Source organism: Nocardiopsis flavescens, from assembly GCF_900141985.1.
GTDB lineage: Bacteria > Actinomycetota > Actinomycetes > Streptosporangiales > Streptosporangiaceae > Nocardiopsis > Nocardiopsis flavescens.
Genome location: NZ_FQZK01000002.1, coordinates 211376 through 235703, shown reverse-complemented (window position 1 = coordinate 235703; position 24328 = coordinate 211376). Strand labels below are relative to the sequence as shown.

Annotated in this window: 21 protein-coding genes; 7 read left to right on the top strand and 14 right to left on the bottom strand. The window is 74.4% G+C overall.

Going from position 1 to position 24328, the window contains the following annotated elements; genetic code table 11:
* Window positions 1-153: 153 nt before the first annotated feature.
* The 3 genes from BUE45_RS05375 to BUE45_RS05365 form a co-directional block, all read right to left on the bottom strand.
* Window positions 154-1839, bottom strand: coding sequence for a ribonuclease J (locus BUE45_RS05375; RefSeq protein WP_073375856.1), 1686 nt, complete (start codon window positions 1837-1839; stop codon window positions 154-156).
* Window positions 1836-2807: a 4-hydroxy-tetrahydrodipicolinate synthase gene (gene dapA, locus BUE45_RS05370; RefSeq protein WP_073375850.1), complete on the bottom strand. Its 972-nt coding sequence runs from the start codon at window positions 2805-2807 to the stop codon at window positions 1836-1838. Before dapA ends, BUE45_RS05375 begins: the two co-directional genes overlap by 4 nt.
* A gap of 396 nt (window positions 2808-3203) precedes the next feature.
* Entirely contained in the window at window positions 3204-3584 is a 381-nt protein-coding gene (locus BUE45_RS05365) for a phage holin family protein (RefSeq protein WP_073375845.1), read from the bottom strand.
* Window positions 3585-3670: 86 nt separating this feature from the next.
* Between BUE45_RS05365 and BUE45_RS05360 the strand changes: the two genes are divergently transcribed.
* On the top strand, window positions 3671-4222 hold the full coding sequence (locus tag BUE45_RS05360) for a GNAT family N-acetyltransferase (RefSeq protein WP_073375841.1): 552 nt from the start codon (window positions 3671-3673) through the stop codon (window positions 4220-4222).
* 94 nt (window positions 4223-4316) lie between these two features.
* Window positions 4317-5189 (top strand): 1,4-dihydroxy-2-naphthoate polyprenyltransferase, encoded by an 873-nt coding sequence (locus BUE45_RS05355; RefSeq protein WP_073375836.1) that lies wholly within the window; start codon window positions 4317-4319, stop codon window positions 5187-5189.
* A 137-nt stretch (window positions 5190-5326) separates the two neighbouring features.
* On the opposite strand, the gene dapB is transcribed toward BUE45_RS05355, so the two are convergent.
* From dapB to BUE45_RS05300, 11 genes are all read right to left on the bottom strand, one after another.
* The gene (gene dapB, locus BUE45_RS05350) at window positions 5327-6070 is read right to left on the bottom strand and encodes a 4-hydroxy-tetrahydrodipicolinate reductase (protein WP_073376430.1); all 744 of its coding nucleotides are present in this window, start codon (window positions 6068-6070) and stop codon (window positions 5327-5329) included.
* Between the two features lie 137 nt (window positions 6071-6207).
* Entirely contained in the window at window positions 6208-7188 is a 981-nt protein-coding gene (gene egtD, locus BUE45_RS05345) for an L-histidine N(alpha)-methyltransferase (protein ID WP_073375831.1), read from the bottom strand.
* A gap of 13 nt (window positions 7189-7201) precedes the next feature.
* Window positions 7202-7933: an ergothioneine biosynthesis protein EgtC gene (egtC, locus tag BUE45_RS05340; RefSeq protein ID WP_073375826.1), complete on the bottom strand. Its 732-nt coding sequence runs from the start codon at window positions 7931-7933 to the stop codon at window positions 7202-7204.
* A complete protein-coding gene (egtB, locus tag BUE45_RS05335) occupies window positions 7933-9276 on the bottom strand; it encodes an ergothioneine biosynthesis protein EgtB (RefSeq protein ID WP_073375822.1) in 1344 nt (447 codons plus the stop codon). The genes egtC and egtB overlap by 1 nt, the downstream gene beginning before the upstream one ends.
* A complete protein-coding gene (gene egtA, locus BUE45_RS05330; protein ID WP_073375816.1) occupies window positions 9273-10556 on the bottom strand; it encodes an ergothioneine biosynthesis glutamate--cysteine ligase EgtA in 1284 nt (427 codons plus the stop codon). Before egtA ends, egtB begins: the two co-directional genes overlap by 4 nt.
* Window positions 10557-10775: 219 nt before the next feature.
* A complete protein-coding gene (locus BUE45_RS05325; protein ID WP_073375812.1) occupies window positions 10776-11678 on the bottom strand; it encodes an arylamine N-acetyltransferase family protein in 903 nt (300 codons plus the stop codon).
* A gap of 75 nt (window positions 11679-11753) precedes the next feature.
* Window positions 11754-12812 carry an ABC transporter ATP-binding protein gene (locus BUE45_RS05320; RefSeq protein ID WP_073375808.1) on the bottom strand — a complete coding sequence of 353 codons (1059 nt, stop codon included), beginning with the start codon at window positions 12810-12812 and terminating at the stop codon, window positions 11754-11756.
* Window positions 12809-13807 carry an ABC transporter ATP-binding protein gene (locus tag BUE45_RS05315; protein WP_073375806.1) on the bottom strand — a complete coding sequence of 333 codons (999 nt, stop codon included), beginning with the start codon at window positions 13805-13807 and terminating at the stop codon, window positions 12809-12811. Before BUE45_RS05315 ends, BUE45_RS05320 begins: the two co-directional genes overlap by 4 nt.
* Window positions 13804-14739 (bottom strand): ABC transporter permease, encoded by a 936-nt coding sequence (locus BUE45_RS05310; RefSeq protein ID WP_073375801.1) that lies wholly within the window; start codon window positions 14737-14739, stop codon window positions 13804-13806. The genes BUE45_RS05315 and BUE45_RS05310 overlap by 4 nt, the downstream gene beginning before the upstream one ends.
* The gene (locus BUE45_RS05305) at window positions 14736-15800 is read right to left on the bottom strand and encodes an ABC transporter permease (protein ID WP_073375797.1); all 1065 of its coding nucleotides are present in this window, start codon (window positions 15798-15800) and stop codon (window positions 14736-14738) included. The genes BUE45_RS05310 and BUE45_RS05305 overlap by 4 nt, the downstream gene beginning before the upstream one ends.
* Complete coding sequence (locus BUE45_RS05300) at window positions 15797-17647, bottom strand: ABC transporter substrate-binding protein (protein WP_073375791.1); 1851 nt, start codon at window positions 17645-17647, stop codon at window positions 15797-15799. Before BUE45_RS05300 ends, BUE45_RS05305 begins: the two co-directional genes overlap by 4 nt.
* A 232-nt stretch (window positions 17648-17879) precedes the next feature.
* Here BUE45_RS05300 and BUE45_RS05295 point away from each other — a divergent pair, with 232 nt between their 5' ends.
* The 5 genes from BUE45_RS05295 to BUE45_RS05275 all read left to right on the top strand — a co-directional run bounded on the left by BUE45_RS05295 (window position 17880) and on the right by BUE45_RS05275 (window position 24310).
* A complete protein-coding gene (locus tag BUE45_RS05295) occupies window positions 17880-18596 on the top strand; it encodes a metal-dependent hydrolase (RefSeq protein ID WP_073375789.1) in 717 nt (238 codons plus the stop codon).
* 182 nt (window positions 18597-18778) lie between these two features.
* Window positions 18779-19288 carry a beta-class carbonic anhydrase gene (locus tag BUE45_RS05290; protein ID WP_073375787.1) on the top strand — a complete coding sequence of 170 codons (510 nt, stop codon included), beginning with the start codon at window positions 18779-18781 and terminating at the stop codon, window positions 19286-19288.
* A 53-nt stretch (window positions 19289-19341) separates the two neighbouring features.
* Entirely contained in the window at window positions 19342-20001 is a 660-nt protein-coding gene (locus tag BUE45_RS05285) for an O-methyltransferase (RefSeq protein ID WP_073376428.1), read from the top strand.
* Window positions 20002-20195: 194 nt separating this feature from the next.
* Window positions 20196-21341 carry an exonuclease SbcCD subunit D gene (locus BUE45_RS05280; RefSeq protein WP_073375785.1) on the top strand — a complete coding sequence of 382 codons (1146 nt, stop codon included), beginning with the start codon at window positions 20196-20198 and terminating at the stop codon, window positions 21339-21341.
* Complete coding sequence (locus BUE45_RS05275; RefSeq protein ID WP_073375783.1) at window positions 21341-24310, top strand: AAA family ATPase; 2970 nt, start codon at window positions 21341-21343, stop codon at window positions 24308-24310. The genes BUE45_RS05280 and BUE45_RS05275 overlap by 1 nt, the downstream gene beginning before the upstream one ends.
* The last annotated feature ends 18 nt before the right edge of the window (window positions 24311-24328 follow it).

The following is a 24328-nucleotide window of genomic DNA, read 5'->3' as shown; positions in this document are numbered from 1 at the left end:
GTCCGGCGGGCGCGGGTCCCGCCACGGCGGGCAGCCTATCGAGTCGTCCACCCCGGAACCCGTCTCACGCGCGGCGTGTCGCGTGAAGCGCGGAACGGCCCGGGTCGATCCGCTGGATCTCCCCGGGCCGTTCCGCGCCGGTCCCCGGTCCGGTCAGACCTCGACCAGCACCGGGATGATCATCGGGCGGCGGCGGTAGGTGTCGTTGACCCACCGGCCGGTGCTGCGCCGGATGAGCTGGCGCAGCTGGTGGGGGTCGTTGACCCCGTCCCGGGCCGCCTTGTCCAGGGCGTCCTGGATCTTGTCGATGACGTCGTCGTAGGCGTCGGCGCCGATGCCCGCGCCCCGGGTGTGGATCTCGGGGTCGCCCAGGATCTTGCCGCTGCCGGAGTCCACGGCCACGACGACGGAGATGAAGCCCTCCTCGCCCAGGATGCGGCGGTCCTTGAGCGCGGCGTCGGTGACGTCGCCGACGGAGGAGCCGTCCACGTACACGTACCCGGCCTGCACCGCGCCGACGATCTTGGCCCGGTTCTTGTACAGGTCGACGACCACGCCGTCCTCGGCGATGACGATCCGGTCGGAGGGGACGCCCGTCAGCTTGGCCAGGTCGGCGTGGGCGCGCATGTGCCGCCACTCGCCGTGCACCGGCATGAAGTTGCGCGGGCGCACCATGTTGAGCACGTACAGCAGCTCGCCGGCGGGCGCGTGCCCGGACACGTGCACCAGGGCGTTGCCCTTGTGCACGACCTTGGCGCCCCAGCGGGTCAGGCCGTTGATGACCCGGTTGACCGAGTTCTCGTTGCCGGGGATGAGCGAGGAGGCCAGGAGGACGGTGTCGCCCTCCTCGATGCGGATCTGGTGGTCCCGGTTGGCCATCCGGCTCAGCGCCGACATCGGCTCGCCCTGGGACCCGGTGCAGATCAGCACGGCCTTGTCCGGCGACAGGTCGTCGAGCTGGCGCACGTCGATGATGGTGTCGCCGGGGATGCTCAGGTAGCCCAGGTCGCGGGCGATGTTCATGTTGCGGACCATCGACCGGCCCACGAACGCGACCTTGCGGCCGTGCTTGGTCGCGGAGTCGATGACCTGCTGCACCCGGTGGACGTGCGACGCGAAGCAGGCCACCACGATGCGCTTGTCGGCCTGGCGGAACACCTTGTCGATGGCCTCGGTCAGGTTGCGCTCGTTGATGATGAAGCCGGGCTGCTCGGCGTTGGTGGAGTCCGACAGCAGCAGGTCCACGCCCTCGTCGCCGAACCGGGCGAACCCGGCCAGGTCGGTGAGGCGGCCGTCCAGCGGCAGCTGGTCCATCTTGAAGTCGCCGGTGTGCAGCACCGACCCGCCGGGGGTGCGGATGCCGACGGCCAGCGCGTCGGGGATGGAGTGGTTGACCGCGAAGAACTCCAGGTCGAAGGGGCCGAAGTCGTGGCGCTCGCCCTCCTCCACCTGGACCGTGACGGGCTTGATGCGGTGCTCGCCGAGCTTGGCGGAGATGAGCGCCAGGGTGAGCCGGGAGCCGACGATCGGGATGTCGGGGCGCTCGCGCAGCAGGAACGGGACGCCGCCGATGTGGTCCTCGTGGCCGTGCGTGAGGACGACCGCCTCGATGTCGTCCAGGCGGTCCCGGATGTAGTCGAAGTCGGGCAGGATCAGGTCGACGCCGGGCTGCTCCTCCTCGGGGAACAGCACGCCGCAGTCGACGATGAGGATCCGGCCGCCGAACTCGAAGACCGTCATGTTGCGGCCGATCTCGCCCAGGCCGCCCAGCGGGACGACGCGCAGGACGCCGTCGCCCTGGGGCGGGGGGGAGGACAGCTCGGGGTGCGGGTGGCTCATACGGACCCCTCCGTGAGGCGCTCGACGGGGATGGCACTGGCCGGGACGGCCTGGTGCGGGGCGAGGCCGATGGGCCCCTTGACGCCCGCGGCGGCGAGGTCCTCGCGCAGCAGGGTCTGCAGCTCCACCGACGCGTCGGTGAGCGGTGCCCGGACCGGTCCGGCGGGCAGGCCGAACAGGTTGAGGATCGCCTTGGTGGTGATGACGCCCTGGGTGCGGAACATGCCGGTGTAGACGGGGGTCAGGCGGCGGTGGATGGCCAGCGCCTGGGTGACCTCGCCCGCCTCGTAGGCGTCGATCAGGTCGTGCAGGTCGGCGCCGACGATGTGGCCGACGACGCTGACGAAGCCGGAGGCGCCCACGGACAGCAGCGGCAGGTTGAGCATGTCGCTGCCGCAGTAGTAGGCCAGGTCCGTGCGCTCCATGACCCAGGAGCTCGCGCCGAGGTCGTCCTTGGCGTCCTTGTTGGCGACGATGCGCGGGTGCTCGGCCAGCCGGACCAGGGTCTCGGAGGCGATGGGCACGCCGGTGCGGCCGGGGATGTCGTAGAGCATGACCGGCAGGCCGGTGGCGTCGGCGATCGCCGTGAAGTGCCGGATCAGGCCCTCCTGCGGCGGCTTGTTGTAGTACGGGGTGACCGTGAGCAGGCCGTGCGCCCCGGCGCTCTCGGCCGCCTTGGCCAGCTCGATGCTGTGGCCGGTGTCGTTGGTGCCCACGCCCGCGACCACGCGGGCGCGGTCGCCGACGGCCTCCACGATCGTGCGGAGCAGGCGGTCCTTCTCCGCGTCGCTGGTGGTGGGCGACTCGCCGGTGGTGCCGCTGACGATCAGGCCGTCGTTGCGCTGCTCGTCGACCAGGTACGTCGCCAGCCGGGCGGCGCCCTCGTAGTCGATGTCCCCGTTTTCCAGCATGGGTGTGACCATTGCGGTCAACATCGCGCCGAAGGGGCGGTTCTTCGTGTCCATCATCGTGTGCGAAAGGCATGCGGACCGCCGCCGTGGGGCGGTGGGGTCCATGGTTGCCCCTCCTCCTCTCGGTGTGTGCGGCGCCGCCGCGCGGGGCGGCACCGTTGCTGTGGCGTACGGATGGAAAGGTGCGGAGCCGTTGTCCGCGTCCGTGACCGGGGCCGGGTCGGACCGTTGCGGGGTCCGACGGGGGCGGTCGCGGAGAAGCCTGTGCCGGTCGTGTCCGGACCGCGTCCGCCCGGACGCCGGTGCCGGGACCGGGATCGGCCCCGTCCTCGTGGGTCGAGGGAGGGGCTCGCATGTGAACCTACCCGCACCGTGTCCCGGCCGTCGGGCCGGGACACGGACGGGAACCCGCGGATTCGGGGCGGGAGGGTCGGTTCGGGAGGCCGCAGCCGGTCAGTCGTCCTTGCCGTCCGGCAGGAACAGGCTGACCAGCCAGCTGGCGATCGCGACGATGATCGCGCCCCAGAAGGCGGACCAGAAGCCGTCGATCTGGAAGGGCAGGCCGAAGAGCCCGGCGATCCACTCGGTGAGCAGGAACAGCAGCGCGTTCACGACGAGGCCGATGAGCCCGAGCGTCAACGCGTAGAAGAGGCAGCCGACGGTCTTGACGATCGGTTTGATGATCGCGTTGACCACACCGAAGATCAGGCCCAGCCCCAGGAAGACGAGGATGGTCTCCGTCGTGTCCGAGGTGGTCACCTCGATGCCGCTGACCAGGTAGGCCGCCAGCCACAGGGCGAGCGCGTTCACGATGACTCTGATAATGAAGCTCACAACGTAGATGTTCCCACGCCGTGGCAAGGTCCGGAAACTCCGGCGTGGGCCCACTCGTGTCGATGACTCCCCCAGGAGGCCTGATCGTGTCCGGTGCCCAGTTCGTCCGTCCCGCCCGCCCCGCCGACGTCGACGTCGTCGTGGACGTCCAGGTGGCCTCCTGGAAGGAGGTGTACGGGGCCCTGCTGCCCGAGGAGGTGGTCGCCGAGATCGGCGGCGGGGAGGCCCGCAAGGGCTTCCACGCCCAGTGGTCGGCCGCCCTGGAGTCGCCGCCCACCTCCCGGCACCGCCTGGTGGTCGCCACCGACGAGAACGACGGGGTGCGCACGGTGGTGGGTTTCGCCGCGTTCGGCCCGGCGGGCGACCCCGACCTGTGGCCCGCCACCGACGCCGAGGTGTTCGCCCTGCACGTGGACCCGTCCCTGGCCCGGCGCGGCCACGGCGGGCGCCTGCTCAACGCGACCGTGGACCACCTGGTGGAGGACGGGTTCACCACCGTGCACGTGTGGGTGCCCGAGGCCGGCAACGCCCTGCGGTCGTTCTACGAGTCCTCCGGGTGGGCCCCCGACGGCGCCCGGCGGGAGATCGACCTGGGGTCGGCGCTGCCGATGGTGCGCCTGCACGCCGGCATCGGCTAGGGGCGCGGGCCCGGGCCCGGGGAGCAGGCACTACCGTGGGGAGGTCGTAGCGGCGCGGTGCGCGCCGGCCGTCGAGCGGTGGAGGGACCCGGCAGTGGCCACGGTCAGCGAATGGATCTCGGGGATGCGTCCCCGGACGCTTCCGAACTCGATCGTCCCGGTGGCGGTCGGCACCGCGCTGGCCTTCGCCCTGGACGGCTTCGTGTGGTGGAAGGCGCTGCTGGCGCTCGTGGTGTCCATGGCGCTCCAGGTCGGGGTGAACTTCGCCAACGACTACAGCGACGGCGTCAAGGGCACCGACACGGCGGAGCGGACCGGGCCGACCCGGCTGACCGCGACCGGGCTGGCCGCGCCGGGGCGGGTGCTGGCCGCCGCGCTGGGGAGCTTCGCGTTCGCCGGGCTGGTGGGCCTGGTGCTGGTCGCCACGACGTCGTGGTGGCTGCTCCTGGTGGGCGCGGTGGCGATCGCCGCCGCCTGGTACTACACCGGCGGACGCACGCCCTACGGGTACCGGGGGCTGGGCGAGGTGTCCGTGTTCGTGTTCTTCGGCGTGGTGGCCGTGGTGGGCACCGTGTTCGTGCAGCTGGAGGCGGCGCCCTGGCAGGCGTGGACGGCGTCGGTCCCGGTGGGCCTGCTGTCCTGCGCGGTGCTGGTGATCAACAACCTGCGGGACATCCCCACCGACCGGGAGACCGGCAAGATCACCCTGGCGGTGCGGCTGGGCGAGGCCGGGACGCGGCGGCTGTACGCGGCGATGCTCGTGGCGGCGTTCGCCGTCGCCCTGGCGCTGGTCGCGGTGTCCTGGTGGGTGCCGCTGGTGCTGCTCGCCGCCCCGCTGGCGGTGCCTCCGCTGCGGCGGGTCCTGGGCGGGCAGACCGGCCGCGACCTCGTGCTGGGGCTGGGCGAGACCGGGCGCCTGCAGATGGCGTTCGGCGCGCTGTTCTCGCTGGGCCTGCTCCTGGGCTGACCCGGTGGCCGGGCACGGCCGCGGGTGGCCCGCAGGCGGGGCGCGACCGGGCGGAGACCGCCCCCGCCCCGGACACCGGGTCCCGGGCGCGCCGCCGCCCCGGCCGCGCGTCGCGGACCGGGGCGGCGGGACACGGGTCAGCGCAGGTCGAGCAGGGGCTCCAGGCCCACCGTCAGCGGGTCGGGCAGGTCCGCGACCCGGCGCACGCCCAGCAGCACGCCGGGCATGAACGAGGCCCGGTTCATGGAGTCGTGGCGGATCGTCAGGGTCTCCCCGTCGGTGCCGAACACGACCTCCTGGTGCGCGATCAGGCCCTGGATGCGCAGCGCGTGCACCCGCACCCCGTCCACGTTCGCGCCGCGGGCACCGGGGATCTCGGCGGTGGTGGCGTCGGGCATCGGCGCGGCCCCGGCCGCGCGGCGGGCCCGGGCGACCAGCTCGGCGGTGTGGTGGGCGGTGCCGCTGGGGGCGTCCGCCTTGTTGGGGTGGTGCAGCTCGATGATCTCGGTCGACTCGAAGTACGGGGCGGCCTTGGCCGCGAAGTGCATCATCAGCACGGCGGCGACGCCGAAGTTGGGCGCGACGAGCACGCGGGAACCGGGGCGGTCGGCCAGCAGCCCGCGCACCCGGTCCAGCTTCTCCTCGTCGAAGCCGCTGGTACCGACGACGGCGTGGACGCCGTGGCCGATCAGCCACTCCAGGTTGTCCATGACGACGTCGGGATGGGTGAAGTCGACGACGCAGTCGGCCCCCAGCACCCGTTCCCGGTCGTCGGCGGCGTCGGCGCCCCCGACGAACTCCATGTCGTCGGCCCCCCGGACCGCGTTGACGACCTCTGACCCCATGCGCCCATCGGCGCCGAAAACTCCTACCTTGAACACGGCACGAGCGTAGCGGATCGCCGCGGTCCGGCGCGGTGCCGCCGGGGCCGGGACCGGCGGCCCGCGGCGGACGGACACGGACGCCGTCCGGGGCCGCCGGGCGTGCGCGCCCCGCGGCCCCGGGCGGGGCGGCCCCGTCAGGACGCGCGGGCCGTGGACAGGCTCAGGGAGAAGTCCCCGTCCGGGTCGGTCCACCAGTGCGCCGGGTCGAACCCGGCGGCGGCCAGCTCCCGCTCCAGGCCCTCGCGGCGGAACTTGGCGGAGATCTCGGTGCGCATCTCCTCGCCCGCGGCGAAGCCGACCTCCAGGTCCAGGGCGTCCACGCGCACGCGCTGGTCCACCCGCGAGCGCAGCCGCATCTCGACCCACTCCTCCTTCTCGTTCCAGCGGGCCACGTGCTCGAACTCCGCGGTGTCGAAGTCGGCCCCCAGCTCGCGGTTGATGACGTTGAGGACGTTGCGGTCGAACTCCGCGGTCACCCCCCGCTCGTCGTCGTAGGCGGCGACCAGCCGGTCGGGGTCCTTGACCAGGTCGGCGCCGAGCAGGAAGGTGTCGCCCGGGCGCAGCACCGACCGGATGTCGCCCAGGAAGGCCGCCCGGGGCCCGGGCTCCTGGTTGCCGATGGTCGAGCCCAGCACGGCGAGGGTCCGGGGCCCGGCGTCCTCGCGCACCGGCAGCAGGCCCAGGTGGTGCTCGAAGTCGCCGACGACGGCGTGCACGTCCAGCCCGGGGTAGTCGTCGGCGACCTTGCGGGCGGAGGCGGCCAGGAAGTCGCCGCTGACGTCGACGGGGACGAACCGGGCCAGGGTGCCGTGGCGGCGCATGGCGTCCAGCAGCAGCCGGGTCTTGACGCCCGATCCCGAGCCCAGCTCGATGAGGGCCCCGGTGCCGGCGGCCCGGGCGATCTCGTCGGAGCGCTCCTCCAGGATCGCCCGCTCGGCGCGGGTGGGGTAGTACTCGGGGAGTCCGGTGATGTCCTCGAACAGGGCGCTGCCGCGCTCGTCGTAGAACCACTTGGGCGGCAGCCGCTTGGGCGCGGCCGTGAGGCCTTCGGCGACGTCCCGGCGCAGGGCCTTGTCGAGGTCGTCGGCGGTGAGGTTGCGGTCGATGCGGAACACTGCGGCTCCTCCGTCAGACGATGGGGTGGATCTCGGTGCGCTCCGCCGACGCCACGGCCACGGAGCCCTCGGGCACCTCCCGCCAGCCGGGCGAGTCGTCGTGGGGCTCGGAGGCCATCAGGACCCCTCCCCCGGGCTCCCTGAGGGTGAACAGCGTGTCCCCGGCGGCGGTGCCCACGAGGGTCTCGCCGTCGGTCGCCAGCAGGTTGTAGCGCCCCTCGGAGTGCTCGCGGGCGTGGCGGACCACCGAGGCCAGGGCGCCGGGCAGGTCCCCGGAGGCCCGCCACAGGCGGACCGCGTGCCCGAACAGGGGCGCGGAGTCCACCGGGGCGCGGGCGTCGAGCACCCCCGGCGGCGGCGGGAGCGCCGCCACCAGCGCGTCGTCGTCCTTGACCGCGCCGTTGTGGCTGAACAGCAGCCGCCCCGCACGGAAGGGCTGGGCGCTCGCCTCGTCGGTGCCGAACCCGAGGGTGGCGTCGCGCACCGCCGCCAGCACGCACCCCGAAACCAGGCCCCGGGCGGCCTCGGCGAAGGAGGCGTCGCCCCACATGGGCAGGGCGCGCCGGTAGCGCAGGGGCTCGGGGGTGTCGTCGGGGTACCAGCCCACCCCGAACCCGTCGGCGTTCACGGTGCCGTGCCTCTGCATCCGCGGTGCCCAGGACTGGACGTGGAGCGCGTGGGGCGCCGCGTACAGCAGGTCGTACACCGTACGCGGCGGCCCCAGGTAGGCGGTGTGGCGGCACATCAGGCGGGCTCCGCGTCGCGGGCGCAGCGGAACCCGCTGAAGATCTGCCGCCGGACGGGCAGGTCCCAGTTGCGGAACGTGGACCGCACGGCCGTGGGGTGGGTGGCCCACGACCCGCCGCGCAGCACCTTGTACCCCGCGTCGAAGAACACCTCCGAGTACTCGCGGTACGGGAAGGGGCGAAAGCCCGGGTAGCCGTGGAAGGTGGTGGAGGTCCACTCCCACACGTCGCCGACGAGCTGGTGCACGCCCAGCGGGGAGGCCCCGTCGGGGTGGCGGCCCACCGCGGCCGGGCCGAGCCTGCGCTGGCCCAGGTTGGCGTGGCGGGCGGCGGGCTCGGCGTCCCCCCAGGGGTGGCGCCGGGAGCGGCCGTCGGCCGGGTCGTAGCGCGCCGCCTTCTCCCACTCGGCCTCGGTGGGCAGGCGCCTGCCCGCCCACGAGGCGTAGGCCTGCGCCTCGTGGAAGCAGACGTGCTGCACGGGCTCGGCGGGCGGCACCAGCTCCCTGCGGCCGAAGCGGCGGCGGGACCAGCCCTCGCCCTCGCGCTCCCAGAACGCGGGGGACCGCGCCCCGCGCTTCTCCTTCCACTCCCAGCCGTCCCTGCTCCACCACCGGCGGGTCTGGTAGCCGCCGTCGTCCATGAACTCCTGGTACGCGGCGTTGGTGACGGGCGCGGTGTCGATGAAGTAGGCCGGCAGGTCGACGGTGAAGGCGGGCTTCTCGTTGTCGTAGGCCCAGGGGTCGTCGTCGGTGCCCATGGTGAAGGGCCCGGCGGGGACCAGGGCCTCGGCACGCGCCGGCGGGCGCAGGGGGGAGACGGCGGGCGTCTCCTCCAGCAGCACGGGGACGCCGCGGCGCAGCTGGTGGGTGGCGAGCATGGTCTCGTCGTGCTGGTGCTCGTGCTGGATGACCATGTGGTAGACGAACCCGGCGTCCAGCAGGCCGGGCGGGTCGTCGGGGCCGCGCGGGGCCGGGACGGAGAGGTCGACGCCGTCCAGGGCGTCCAGGACCTCCCGGCGGACCCGCTCGTTGTACTCGCGCGCCTCGCCCGGCCGCAGCAGCGGCAGGCTGGTGCGCTCGGCCCGGGGGTTCTCGAAGGCGTCGTAGAGGTGGTCGATGTCGGGGCGCAGGGCCTCGCGGCCGGCGGCGGCCCGCAGCAGCCACTGCTCCTCGTAGTTGCCGATGTGCGCCAGGTCCCAGACCAGCGGCGACATCAGCGGGGAGTGCTGGGCGAGGAGCCCGTCCTCGTCGAGCGCGTCCAGCGTCAGGCCGATGCTGCGCCGCCGGCTCCGGTCGAGCTCCGCGGCGATGCGCTCCTTGGAGATGTCGTGTCCGTTGTTCACCGAACTCCTCCACCGTTCCTGGAGTGGTGGTCCGCCGCGCCCGCGTGGGCGGGACGCGGCTCCGGCACGCTCGGCCGCGCGTCGGCGGGGCTGAGCCCGCGCCGGGTGTGGCGGTCGGCGTAGTCGTCGACGAGGCGGGCCAGGGGCGCCGCCCCCATGCGCGGCAGCGCCTCGACGGCGGCGTCGAGGCACCGGAGCGCGCAGGCGGCGATCGCGGGGTCCGCCGTGCCGTCGCGGGCCGCGCGCAGCCACAGCCCCCGCCCGGGCGCGGCGCCGCCGCAGAGCCGCTCCGTGGCCTCCTCGGCCGCGGCGCGGGCCCGGGGGTCGTCGAAGAGCGCGGCGGCGACCGCGACGGGGACCGGCCACCAGCGCAGGGGGAGGGTGTCGATCATGCGCAGCTCCCACCAGCCGCGGGGGCGCACGGGCGGGAAGAGGGTGCTCAGGTGCAGTTCGAGGTCGGCGGGGGTGGCGGGGCGCGGCCCGTGCCCGTCGATCCACTCCGCGAAGGTGATGCCGGGGTCGGGCAGCCAGGCACCGCCGCCCCCGGGGATCTCGGAGACCGCCATGACGGAGGCGCCGAGGGCGTACGCGGCCCAGGCCAGGGCCGGGTCGCCGGGGCCCCCGGGCTCCAGGACGGGCGCGGTGCGGTCGGCGTCCATGCCGGCCCAGATGGCCCAGCGGGTGGACTTCCAGCCGGTGGGACGGCCGCGCCACAGCGGCGAGTTGGCGAACGCGGCGACCAGGACGGGGCCGAGCCGGTGCGCCAGCTCCCAGCGGGCGCGCAGGTCGGCTGCGTCGGCGCCGGCGTCCAGGCACACCTGGAGCGAGGCGGTCGAGCACATCATGGTGTGCCCGCCGCGGGTGCGGCGCCCGGTGAAGAACCGCTCCATGGCGTTGTACCGGGGCAGCCGGAGCTGGCGCACGGGCTCCCGTACGGGGTCCAGCGCGGACTCGACCAGGGACAGGCCGTCCTGGGCGAGGGTCTTGCCGAGGTGCTCCAGGTCCGCGGCGAGCGCTTCGTGCGCGCGGGCCGGGCCGGGCAGGGCGGGCGAGCTGAGCTCGATCTGTCCGCCGGGTTCGAAGGTGACGCGGCTTCCCGCGGGCGGGGGGCCGGAGCCCTCCAGCAGCGCCGCGAGGCGGTCGATGGTGACGGTGGATTCGGGTGCGGCGGTGTCGGCGACCAGCCACTCGGTCTCGGCCCCGACCTTTCCGGGGGGCCCGGTCTTGAAGCAGACGCCGTTGATGTACTCGTGGGCGTCGTCCGTGGTCATGTGCGCCATGGGGTGCTCTCCCTCAGGACGTCGCCGCCCCCGCTCGGGGCGGCGCCTCCCCAGTCCTCCCCCGGTCTTCGTCACGACGAACGTGCCTAATGGTCGGAAACATGAGCGGATACTTACATGAGTCGCATTGAAGACTTACCGTCGCATCACGACATCCCCGATGACTTCGCCCTTCCCGGCGGGCGGGGGCACCCCCGCCCGCCGGGAAAGTGACCCAGATCACATATTGAGGAATGCGGACACCCTGCGCACCACGATCTCCTGTTCCCGTGCGTCCAGACCGATGCCGAAGACCCCGTCCAGCACCCCCGGCACCTCCTCCGCCGCCAGCTCGCGCCGCTCCGCGGTCCCGTCCGTCCGGTCGGTGACCAGCGTGGCGTCCGCCAGCCGGTGCCGCACCCCCGGGCCGATGCGCTGCGCGGTCAGCCGCCCCCGGAACGGCGAGCGCGGGTGCGAGGCCAGGTAGTGGCTGAAGATCGCGTAGTCCGCCCGGGCCTGGCCCGCCGTCGTGAAGGCGTACTGCGGCTCCCACTCCCCGTCCGTGAAGGAGCGCAGCAGCCACTCCGGGCCGCCCAGCCCCGGCGCCCGGTCCAGCCGCACGCCCCAGCCGCCCTGGACCTCCTGGCGCCCGTCCTCGAACGGGATCGGCTCCAGGAGCCCGCCACCGCCGAAGCCCACGTCGGCGAGGTGGGGGCCCTGCTCGGTCTCCACCCGCAGCAGGGCGTGCGTCGCGGGTCTGAGGTGGCCCTGCGCGCCCACCAGCACGCGCGCGGCGAGCCCGGTCACGGAGAAGCCCAGCCGGGACAGGACCGCGGCCAGCAGCAGGTTCTGCTCGTAGCAGTAGCCGCCGCGGCGACGGCGGACCATCTTGTCCACCAGCGCGGGCACGTCCAGGGGCAGGGGCCGCTCCAGGACGAGTTCGACGTTCTCGAAGGGGATGGCGGCCAGGTGCGCGCGCTGGACGGCGCGCAGCGTCGGCGCGGTGGGCGGCAGGTCCCCGGCCAGGCCGGTGCGGGCCAGGTAGGCGTCCAGGTCCAGCTCCGCCGCCGACCAGGGGTCGGCCTCGGTGAACAGGGGGCCCGGTGCCGCGGCGGCGGGGAGGGCGTGCGTCTCGAAGGTCATGTACCCGACAACGGCCGCGGTCCCCGCCCTGTTTCGCCCGGGGCCGTCCGCTTCTGGACGGCCCCGGGCGTTTCCTCAGGCCGTCCCGGGAGACGTCCCCTCCCGGGCGCGCGCCCAGTGGCAGGCGGTGGTGTGCGCTCCCGCGCCGCCGGGCAGGACCCCCGGGTCCTCGGTGCGGCAGCGGTCGGCCACGCCCGCCCGCCCGGCCTCCCCCGAGGCCAGGACCGGGCAGCGCGGATGGAACCGGCAGCCCCCCGGCACCTTCTTGGGGTCGGGCGGCTCCCCCGCCAGGACCACCGGGTCGCCCCCGGCCTCGGGCAGCACCGACAGCAGCGCCCGGGTGTACGGGTGCCGGGGCTCCGACAGGACCTCCTCCACCGTCCCCAGCTCCACCACCCGGCCCAGGTACATCACGGCGACCCGGTCGGCGATGTTCCACGCCAGCCCCAGGTCGTGGGTGGCGATGAGGGCCGACAGCCCCAGCTCGTCGCGCAGCTCCAGCAGCAGGCGCAGGATCTCGCCGCGCACCGAGGCGTCCAGGGACGCCACCGGCTCGTCGGCCACCAGCACCTCCGGCTCCAGCACCAGCGCCCCGGCGATCACCACGCGCTGGCGCTGGCCGCCCGAGAGCTCGTACGGGTACCGGGACAGGAACCGCTCCGGCGGCCGCAGGCCGGCCCGGGACAGCGCCCGGGTCACCCGCTCGGCCTCGTCGGCGGTGGTCCCCCCGTGGATGCGCAGCCCTTCGGCGACCGACTCGTAGACGGTGCGCCGGGGGTTGAGCGAGCCCGTCGGGTCCTGCTGGACCAGCTGCACACGGCGCCGGTAGGCGCGCAGGTCGCGGGAGGAGTACCCCAGCGGGTCCCCCTCGAACTCCACCGTCCCGGAGGTCGGGCGCTCCAGCCCCAGCAGCACCCGGCCCAGGGTCGTCTTGCCGCAGCCGGACTCCCCCACCAGGGCGACGATCTCCCCCGGGGCCACGTCCAGGTCCACGCCGTCCACGGCGCGCGCGGCGGCCCTGCCGCCGCCGAACCCGGAGGTGAACACGACCCGCACGCCCCGGGCGCGCAGGACCGGGGTGCCGTCGCCGCCCCCGGGCGCGGGCGCCTCGGCGCCGGTCTCCACGGTGCTCATCGGACCCCCTCCCCGACCGGCCCCACGTGGACGCAGGCGGCGCGCCGCGGGGACCGCCCGCCGGCGTCCGGCGCGACCGGCCACAGCGGCGGGTCGACCGTCGCGCACACCTCCTCGGCCACCGGGCAGCGCGGCCGGAACACGCAGCCCGGGGGCGGGTCGGCGGGATCGGGGGGGTCTCCGGGCAGGCCGCGCGGGGCCCGCCGGGACGCCGGGTCCCCGATCCTGGGGAACGCCGCGCCCAGCGCCGCCGCGTAGGGGTGCGCGGGCGCGCCCATCACCTCGCGGGCCGGGCCCTCCTCCACGACCCGTCCCGCGTACATCACCGCGACCCGGTCGCAGGTGTCGGCGAGCACGGACAGGTCGTGGCTGATCATCAGCATGCCGATGCCGTGCTCGGCGACCAGGCGCTTGAGCAGGGCGAGGATCTGCGCCTGGATCATCACGTCCAGGGCGGTCGTCGCCTCGTCGGCCACGATGAGCCGCGGCTCGCAGGCCAGGGCCATCGCGATCATGACCCGCTGGCGCTGCCCGCCGGACAGCTGGTGGGGGTGGTCCGCGGCCCGGGAGGCGGGCAGGCCCACCTGTTCCAGGAGTTCGGCGACGCGGTCGCCGACCCGCTCCCGCGGGACCGTCCGGTGGATCAGCAGCGGCTCGGCGATCTGCTCGCCGACCCGGCGCACCGGGTTCAGCGAGTGCATGGCGCCCTGGAACACGATGGCCGCCTCCGACCACCGGACCGCGCGCAGCCGCCCCCACCGCATGGTGAGGACGTCCTCGCCGGCCAGCTCCACGGCCCCGGTGACCCGGGCCGTCTCGGGCAGCAGCCGCAGCAGCGCCAGGGCCACCGTGGACTTGCCGCTGCCGGACTCGCCGGCCAGGCCGAGCGTCCCGCCCGGGTCCAGGGACAGGTCCACACCGCGTACGGCGGGGACTTCGCCGCCGCCGGACCGGTACGTCACGTGCAGGTCGCGCACGTCGAGAAGGGAGGTCAACGCTGCTCCCTCAGTCGGGGGTCGATGACGGCCTCCAGGGCTCGGCCGCACAGGGTGAACGCGAGGGCGACCAGGGCGATCGCCAGTCCGGGCGGGATCATGTACCACCAGATCCCGGAGCTGATCGCGCCCGCGTTGCGGGCGCTCTCCAGGATCCCGCCCCAGGAGATGGTGGTGGGGTCGCCCACGCCCAGGAAGGCCAGGGTGGACTCGGCGATGATGGAGGTCGCCACCAGCAGGGTGGTCTGGGCCAGCACGACCGGGAGCACGTTGGGCAGCACGTGCCAGGCCATGACGTGCAGGTGGCCGCCGCCCAGGGCGCGGGCCCGCTCCACGTAGGGCCGGGCCTCCACCGCCAGGGTCTGCGCGCGCACCAGGCGCGCGGTGGCGGGCCACACCGTCAGGCCGATGGCCAGGATGATCGTGCCCGTGCCGCGCGGCAGCACCGCGGCCAGGGCCACGGCCAGGACCAGCGTGGGCAGCACCAGGAACCAGTCGGTGAGCCGCATCAGGACCGACGACAGCAGGCGCCCGGCGGCGCCCCCGCCCGCCCCGAAGTGGCCCGCGGTGATCCCGACCAGGGTCCCCAGCGACACCGAGACCACGGTGGCCAGGAAACCCACGGCCAGCGAGACCCGGGACCCCCAGATGATGAGGTCGAGGATGGACCGGCCGTAGTCGTCGGTGCCCAGCGGGAACCGGGCGCTGGGCGGCTCGAACGCGGCACCGGGCGCCCGGGTGACGGTGAGGTCGCCCGGGTCCACCAGCAGCGGGGCCGCCAGGGCGAGCACGACCAGGGCGAGCAGGCCGGCCAGGCCGACCATGCCGGCGCGGCGGCGCGCGTACTCGCGGGCGAACGAGCGCAGGGCCTCGCGGCGCCTGCGGCGGGCAAGGGCCCGCGGGGAGGGCGGCGGGGCCGCGGCGGTGTTCATGGGCGCACCCTGGGGTCGAGCAGCGGGTAGACCAGGTCGGCGACGAGGTTCATGACGATCACCGAGGCCGCGAAGACCACGAACAGGCCCTGGACCAGGCCCAGGTCGGGCACGCTCAGGCCGGAGTAGAACAGGCGCCCCAGCCCGGGCCACGAGAAGACGGTCTCGACGAGGATGACGCCGGAGACCACCTGCCCCAGGTTGAGGAAAATCAGGGTGACGGTGGGCAGCAGGGCGTTGGGCACGGCGTGCCTGCGGCGCACCAGGGTGTCGCGCAGGCCCTTGGCCCGCGCCGTGGTCAGGTAGTCGGCGCCCTTCTCGTCCATGAGGGAGGAGCGCATGATCATCAGGTACTGCGCGTAGATGACCGCGACCATGGTGGTGACCGGCAGGACCATGTGCCAGGCGGTGTCGAGGGCCACGTCCCAGGCCCCGGTGACGCCGGGGGTGGTCATACCGCCGGTCGGGAACAGCCCGGGCAGCGGGTCGCGGCCGGAGGCGAACAGCACGATGAGGAGCAGGCCCAGCCAGAACGTCGGCACCGACCAGAAGAACAGGGCGACGGTCGTGTTCACCCGGTCGGCCGCTCCCCCGGGCCGCCACCCCGAGCGCACGCCCAGGAGCAGGCCGAGCAGGGCGGCGATGACGGTGCCGGTCCCGGCGAGCAGGACCGTGGGGCCCAGCGCGTCCAGGATCAGCTCGGCCACCGGCCTGCGGTACTGGAACGAGGTGCCCAGGTCCATCCGGAACAGGCCCAGGGCGTAGTCGAGGAACTGCTGCCACAGCGGCTGGTCCAGCCCGAACTGGCGGCGCAGCTCCTCGCGCTGCTCCGCGGTGACCTCGCGGCCCTCGGTCATGGCGCGGACGGGGTCGCCGGGCAGGATGCGGAACAGGAAGAACCCCGCGACGACCACCCCGGCCAGGGAGAGCGCCGCGGTGAGCAGCCGGCCGCCGATGTAGCGGAGCACGCGGCCCGCGCGGCCTCGGGCGGCGGCCGCCGCCGGGGCGGAGGAGGGGTTCTCCTGCGCCCCGGGCGGGGCCGCGACGGGGGAGCCGGTCACTCGCGGTCCTCCGCTGTGGCCCGGCGGCGGAAGACGAGGAACGCGCCCCCGGCCACGAGCACCAGGGCGGCCGCGCCGATGCCGATCCAGACACCGGTGGACGGGCCGCCCCCGCCCGGGCCGGACCCGGCCTCGGCGGGCTGCGCCGCCCAGAACGCCCAGTACCCGTCCTGGCCCCAGATGTTGCCGCCCTCGGCGGGCTGGGTGAGGAGGGTGCCCTCCTCGATGTGGTCGGTCCGGTAGGCCTCCCGGATGTCCGGGTAGGTCAGGACGTTGACGACGGCCTCCTCGTAGAGGATGCGCTGGAGGTCGTGGATGACCTCCGCGCGCGCGGCCCGGTCGTACTCCCGCAGCTGGTCCGCGTAGAGCCCGTCGTACTCCTCGTTGCAGAAGTAGGCGTCGCCCTGCATGGTGCCGGGCTCGGTGGGCAGCGCGTCGCAGGTGTGGATGCCGAACACGTAGTCGGGGTCGGGGTTGACCGTCCACCCGGTGAAGATCAGGTCGTACTCGGCGGCGTAGAGGGCGTCGCTGAGCACGCCGGGGTCGACGGTGAGGTTCTCAACCTCGACGCCGATGTCGGCCAGGCGCTCCACGATGACCTTGCCGGCGCTGACGTTGTCGGGCCGGTCCTGGTGGACGTGCATGCGCAGTTCGAGGCGGTCGCCGTCGGGCGAAACGCGCACGCCGTCGTCGCCGGTCTCGTAGCCCGCCTCGTCGAGCATGGCGTTGGCGGCGTCGGGGTCGAAGCCGAGGACGGCCTCATCCCCCTCCGGCGACCAGTGGAAGTCGGTGTAGCGGGAGGGGATGTAGCCGCCGGCCGCGGTGGCGCGTCCGCCGTGGGCCTTGTCCACGATCTCCTGGTTGTCGATCGCCATCACGATGGCCTGGCGCAGCGTGCGGTCCCGGAGGGCGGGGTGCCCGTCGCCGAACTCGTCGCCGTCCTGGGTGCGGGCGCCCGGGTTGACGGTGAACGCCTGGAACCGCTTGCCGTCGGCGAAGTTGACCGCGATGTCGGATGCCTCGGACAGGGCGTCGGCCTGGGCGGCGGTCAGCTCGTAGACGAAGGAGACCTCGCCGCTGCGCAGGGCCTCGACTGCGGCGTCCTTCTCCGCGTAGTAGCGGAAGACGAGGTTGTCGAACCCGGGGGCGCCGTTCCAGTGGTCGGGGGCGGCCTCCAGGGTGATGCTCTGGCCGCGGTCGTGCGCGGTGAGGACGAACGGCCCGCTGCCGACGCTGGGCAGGTCCTCGCCCGTGTACTCGGCGAAGGCGTCGCCCTCGGCCTCGACGATCGGCTCCCACACGTGCCGGGGCACGATGGGGATCGTCAGCGACTCCATGGTGGCCTGCGGCTCGGAGAGCTCGACGACGACGGTGTGGTCGTCGGGCGCGGTGACCTCCTCGAACGCGGTGACGTAGCTGCCGTTGGCGATGGCGGCCGCCTCGTTCTCCATGATCGTGGTGAACGTCCAGGCCACGTCGTCGGAGGTGAGCGGCTCGCCGTCGGAGAAGGCGACGTCGTCGCGCAGGTGGAAGGTCCAGGTCAGACCGTCGTCACTGGTGTCCCAGCTCTCCGCCAGGGCCGGGGCGGGGTTGCTCGTCTCCTGGTCGTTGGAGACCAGCGGGTCGTACACGTGGGACAGGATGTTGGTCGTGACGGCGAGCTGCGCGGTGAACGGGTTGAAGGAGTCCACCTGCTGGGCGACCGCCACGGTCAGGGTGCTCCCCGCGGGGGAGGCCGCGTCGGCCGCCGCCGGGGCGGCGGCGGTGCCGACGACCAGCAGCGGCACGGTCGCCGCGGTCGCCGCCCTGCGGAGCGCGGACACGGTCGGAGGATGGTGAGAGTGCATCTCGGCCCCTGTCAGGATCGTGGGGTGGTGGCCTGGGCCACCCGGGGGTTGTTGGTTGTCTACCAACGGACCGAGACGAGCGTCAATGATCTCCAAGGTGCGCCGTGACATCGCAATACATTCGCGGCCGAGCGACGACACAGCGGGGTTTCCCGGGTGTTAAGTGGCAAATGAGGCGACCGTAATGGCTCCGCCTTGGCACTGTTCGGCATACTCCGCTACGGTTCCCGCCATGATGGGGCACTCTCACGCACTGAGCGGCGTGGTCGGCTGGATGGCGGTCGTTCCGCTCGTCCAGGGGACGCAATTCCTGGGCCTGGACTTCAACCTCGGCCCGAGCGAGATCATCGCGGGCTCTCTGGTGTGCGCGGGGGCGGCCCTGCTCCCCGACGTGGACCACAAGAGCGCGACGGTCACCAAGACCTACGGCAAGGTCACCGAGATGCTGAGCGACATGCTGTCGTTCCTCTTCGGCGGCCACCGGATGGGCACCCACTCCTTCTTCTTCGCCGTCCTCATGGGCGTGCTCGTGCAACTGCTGGCCCTGTGGTCGGAGCTGGCGGTGCAGATCTTCGTGTTCCTGCTGATCGGCATCGCGCTCCAGGGCCTGGGTTTCGGGCTGGACAAGAACCGGACCGCGTCGGGGATCATCAACGCGCTGGCCACCGCGGCCATCACCCTGGCCCTGTACTCGGCGGGGACCAACTACACGTGGCTGGGCCTGGCGGTCGCCTTCGGCGTGGTCCTGCACTTCTTCGGCGACATGGTCACCAAGATGGGCGTCCCGATCTTCTGGCCCTTCTGGAAGAAGCGCATCGGCCAGAACAAGGGCTTCAAGACCGACGGCCCGGTCGAGCAGAAGGTGGTCACCCCCCTGCTCACCGTCGGCATCATCGTCGGCTCCATCTACCTCTTCGACTGGCCGGCCCTGCTCCCCGACGGGCGCTGACCTCCCCTCCCCCACCCCGCCCGCCCCGTCCGACCCCCGTCGGCGGGGCCCTTTCCTTTCCTCCCCCTCACCTCTCCGTTCCGCCTCCGCGGCACTCCCGCGGCGGCTAAGGTCGTGCCCGACGGGCGAACACACTCCGTGTTCGCGCTTTCACGCACAATACGGAACAAGGTGGCCCCTCCATGCCCTCGATCGACCGCCTGCTCGACGAAGCCGCCGCGGGCGCCCCGAACGCGGCCCCGGTCGCCGCCGACCCCCGGTTCGACCCGGCCCTGGCGACCGCCGTGGTGACCTGTATGGACGCCCGGATCGACGTCTTCGCACTGCTGGGCCTGCGGATCGGGGACGCGCACGTCCTGCGCAACGCCGGCGGCGTCATCACCCAGGACACGCTGCGCGGACTGGTGATCAGCCAGCGCCTCATGGGCACCCGCACCATCGTGGTCGTCCACCACACCGGCTGCGGGATGACCAACCGGACCGAGGACGTGTTCCGCGAGGAGGTACGGCGGGACACCGGCATGCGGCCGCAGTGGGCCGGGGAGTTCATGGCCCGGGACCGGGAGGTGGAGGAACTGCGCCAGTGCTTCCGCCGCCTGCGGGCGGAGCCGCTGCTGCCCCACGGGGACGACGTGCGCGGCTACCTCTACGACATGGAGGCCTGCGAGCTCGTCCGCGTCCGCCCCGAGTGACACGGTGCCCCGCGGCCTCCCGGACCGGGGACCGCGGGGCTAGGGTGGGCGCCGTGACACGAACCACAGAGAGCCTCACGCCGGAACTGTACGAATACCTCGTCGCGCAGGGCGCCCCGCTCGACGACGTGCTGGCCGACCTGGTCGAGGAGACCGCGCGCCTGTTCCCCGCGAGCAAGGGGATGCAGATCGGCCCGGAGCAGGGCACGTTCACCACCCTGCTCACCCGGATCTCCGGCGCCCGCAGCGCCGTGGAGATCGGCACCTTCACCGGCTACTCGTCGATCTGCCTGGCCCGCGGCCTGCCCGAGGACGGCACCCTGTTGGCCCTGGACGTCAGCGACGAGTGGACGTCGGTCGCCCGCAGGTACTGGGAGCGGGCGGGGGTCTCCGACAAGGTGGAGCTCCGGCTGGGCCCGGCGCTGGAGTCCCTGCGCGCCCTGCCCGCGGAGCCCCGGTTCGACCTGGCCTTCATCGACGCCGACAAGGAGGGCTACATCGGCTACTGGGAGGAGCTCGTCCCGCGCATGCGCCCCGGGGGGATCCTGCTGGCCGACAACACGCTCTCGCACGGCCGGGTGGTCGACGCGTCGGAGACGTCGGACCACGTCCAGGGCATCCGCGACTTCAACGCGCACCTGGTGGCCGACGACCGGGTCACCCAGGTCCTGCTGCCCATCGGCGACGGCCTGACCCTGGCCCGCAAGAAGTAGCGGCCCGCGCGGGCCGGCCGGGGCACCCCGCGCCCGGCCGCGGGTCCGCGGGCGCGGACCCGGGGCGGGGCCGCCCCGCACCGCGGCCGGTGCACGGAACCGGCCGGCGGCACCCGCGCCGCGCGGTGCGGCATTGTCCACAGGGCGGCGGATTCCCACCCGGAACCCCCGCCCCTTCGATAGTGTCCGGTTCCATGCGGTTGCTGCACACCTCCGACTGGCACCTGGGCCGCTCCTTCCACCGGGAGAACCTCCTCGACGCCCAGGCCTCCTTCCTCGACCACCTCGTCGACACCGTCCGCGAACGGGAGGTCGACGTCGTGCTCGTGGCGGGCGACCTGTACGACCGCGCCCTGCCCCCGGTGGACGCCGTGCGCCTGTTCGACCGGGCGCTGGGGCGCATCCGGGACACCGGGGCGCGGGCCGTGCTCATCGCGGGCAACCACGACTCCATGGCCCGCCTCTCGTTCGCCTCCGACCTCATCGACGCCGCCGGCGTCCACCTGCGCAGTGCCCTGGACGGCATCGGGGAGCCGGTGCTCATCGACGACGACCACGGCCCCGTCGCGTTCTACGGCATCCCCTACCTGGAGCCGGAGATCGCCCGCCACCACTGGGGCCTGGCCGAGCGCGGCCACCCCGCGGCCCTGGCGCACGCCATGGACCTGGTCCGCGCGGACCTGGCCCGGCGGCCCGGCACCCGCTCGGTGGTGCTCTCCCACGCCTTCGTCGCGGGCGGCGAGCCCTCCGACAGCGAACGCGACATCTCCGTGGGCGGCGCCTCGCACGTGCCCGCGTCCGTCTACGCCGGGGTCGACTACACCGCCCTGGGCCACCTGCACGGGCGCCAGACCCTCACCCCCGCGGTCCGCTACTCGGGCACCCCGCTGGCCTACTCCTTCTCCGAGGAGCACCACCGCAAGGGGTGCTGGCTGGTGGAGCTGGACGCCCGCGGGCTGGGCGGGGCCGAGTTCGTCGACGCCCCCGTGCCCCGCCCGCTGGCGCGGATCCGCGGACGCCTGGACGACCTGCTCGGCGACGCCCGGTGGGAGCGGTACACCGGCCATTGGCTCCAGGTCACGCTCACCGACGCACGCCGCCCGGCCCAGCCCATGGACCGGCTGCGCGAGCGCTTCCCGCACACGCTGGTGCTGGAGTTCGCCCCCGAGGGCGGCACCCCCGCCACCCGGCCGGTGGCCGCGCCGGTGGCAGGCCGGGCCGAGCGCGCCGTGGTCGGCGACTTCGTGGAGTGGGCGCGCGGCGTCCCCGCCACCGCCGAGGAGAGGGCCCTGGTCGAGGCCGCCGTCGAAGAGGTCCGTCTCCGGGAAGGACTGCGCTGATGCGCCTGCACACCCTGACCGTCCGGGCCTTCGGCCCGTTCGCCGGTACCGAGACCGTCGACTTCGACCGGCTCGGCTCGGGCGGGCTGTTCCTGATCCACGGGCCCACCGGGGCGGGCAAGACCTCGGTGCTGGACGCCGTCTGCTTCGCCCTGTACGGGTCCCTGCCCGGGGCCCGGGGCAAGGACGACTCCTACAAGAGCCACCACGCGCCGCTGGACCGCCGCCCCGAGGTGCACCTGGAGTGCACCGTGCGGGGACGGCGCATCCGCGTCGAGCGCCGCCCCCGCTGGGAGCGGCCCAAGAAGCGGGGCTCGGGCACCCTGGTCGAGAACCAGAAGGTCACCGTCCAGGAGCTCTCCGGCGACCGCTGGGAGGGGGTCACCACCCGCCCGGACGAGGCCGGGCAGTTCATCGGCGACCTGGTGGGGCTCACCCTGGACCAGTTCTGCCAGATCGTACTGCTCCCCCAGGGCGAGTTCTCCCGCTTCCTGCGCGCCTCCGCCAAGGACCGGCGCGCCTCGCTGGAGCGGATCTTCAACACGGGCGTGTTCCGGGAGCTGGAGGACTGGTTCGCCGAGCACGCCGGCGGGCTGCGCCGCGAGGTGGAGTCGGCCGACCGGCGGATCCGGGAGACGGCGGGGCGGATCGCCGAGACCGGGCGGTCCGCCGCGCCGGAGGACACCGACGAGCTGTGGGCCTGGGCGAGCGAGCTGACCGCGATGACCGCGGCGGTGGCCGGCGAGGTCGCGCCGGTGGTCGACTCCGTGGTGGCCGACCGCGAGGCCGCCGCCCTGGCGCTGTCCGAGGCGCAGGCCCTGGACCGCAGGCGCACCCGGCTGGCCCGGGCGCGGGCCCGGCACGGGGAGCTGATGGAGCAGTCGGAGTGGCGGGCCAGGGTCGACTCCGGTCTGGCCGCCGCCGAGCGGGCGGCCTCGGTGCTCCCGGTGCTCGCCGAGCGCGACGCCCGCCGCACCGCCCTGGCCAAGGCCGTGCTGGAGCGGGACCAGGCGCTCGCCCTGCTGCCCGCCGCGTTCGCCCCCGACGCGACGGCGGAGCGGCTCCGCGCCGCCGAGCGGGAGCGGCTGGACGAGCTGGCCCGGGCCGAGCGCCTGCGCGACGACGCGCGGCGGCTGGCCGGCAGACGCGAGGCGATCACCCGCTTCGACCGGCACCTCGCCAGGATCGACGACACCCTGGAACGGGTGCGCGGGCACCTCGCCGACCTGCCCGTGCGCATCGGTGACCTGCGCGGACGCCTGGGCGCGGCACAGGAGAGGGCCGGTCGGGCCGAGGCGGTCGAGGCCGCCCTGGCGGCCGCCGTCCAGCGCCGCGACGCCGTCGCCGAGCACGGGCGCCTGGCCGGCGAGCTGGAACGGGCCGAGGCGGCGCACCGCGACGCGGTGGACGCCGCCCAGAGCGCCCGGGAGGACATGCTGGCGCTGCGGGAGCGGCGCATCACCCACATGGCCGCCGAGCTGGCCCTGGGGCTGGCGGAGGGCGAGCCGTGCGCCGTGTGCGGCTCCCCGGAGCACCCGTCCCCGGCGCGGGAGGCGACCGAGGGCCTGGTCACCGCGGAGGCCGAGCGCGCGGCCCAGACCGCGGCCGACGTGGCCGCGCAGCGGCGGTCCTCGGCTCAGGAGCGGGTGGCCGCGCTGCGCGAGCGGGCGGCCGGCGCGCTGGAACGGGCCGAGGGGCGCGACTCCGCCGCGGCCGACGAGGAGGTCGCCGAGCTGACCCGGAGCCGCGACGGCGCCCGCACCGCCGTCGAGGAGGCGCACCGCCTGGAAGCGGAGCTGGAGGGCCTCGCCGACCGCCTGGAGCGGACCCGGGCCCACGAGGCGGACCAGGTCCGGCAGCGGTCGGAGACCGCCGCCCACCGCGCCGGCGCGGCCGAGGAGCGCGACCGGCTGGCCGCCTCCCTGGAGGGGGCCTCCGGCGGAGAGGCCGACCTCGACGCCCGGGTGCGGAGCCTGCGCACCGACGCCGGGCTGCTGGCTGCGGCCGCGGAGGCCGTGGAGGAGCACGGACGGGCCGAGCGGGAGCGGGACGCCGCGGCGGCCTCCCTCGCCGAGGCCCTGGCCGCGGCCGGGTTCACCGACGGGGCGCAGGCGCGGGCGGCCTCCCTGGACGAACGCGGGCGCCGCGAGCTGAAGGCCCAGGCGCGGGTCCACGACGACGCGCTGGCGGCCGTGCGGGCGGCCCTGGAGGACCCCGAGCTGGTCGCCGCCGCCGACCTGGCGCCCCCGGACCTGTCCGCGCTCAAGTCCGCCGCCGACGAGGCCTCCCTGGCGGCCGAGCGGGCGGTGGCCCTGCGCGGGCTGTGGCGGGAGCGGGCGGGCCGGCTCGCCGCGCTGCGGGGGGAGCTGCGCGAGCGGACCGACGCCTGCGGCCCGGTGCTGCGCCGGTACCGGATCGCCGAGGGCATGCGGGCGCTGACCGCGGGGACGGCCAAGGACAACACCGACGGCGTGCGGCTGTCGGCGTACGTGCTGGCGGCCCGCCTGGAGCAGGTGGTGGCGGCGGCCAACGACCGGCTGTTCACCATGTCCGACGGGCGCTACGAGCTGCGCTACACCGTGGACAAGACGGTGAGCGACGGCCGGGCCCAGAAGGCGGGCGGCCTGGGCATCCGGGTGGTGGACGCCTGGACCGGCGCCGAGCGCGACCCGGCGACGCTGTCGGGCGGCGAGACGTTCTTCAGCTCCCTGGCGCTGGCCCTGGGGCTGGGCGACGTGGCGGGCGCGGAGGCGGGCGGCGCCGACATCGACACCCTGTTCGTCGACGAGGGGTTCGGCACCCTGGACGAGGACACCCTGGAGGAGGTGCTGGACGTGCTGGACCGGCTGCGCGACGGCGGCCGGGCGGTGGGCGTGGTCAGCCACGTCGCCGACCTGCGCCACCGCATCACCGGGCAGCTGAAGGTGGTCAAGACCGCGGCCGGATCGCACATCCGCCACATCGGCTGACCCGGGAGCGGGGGCCGG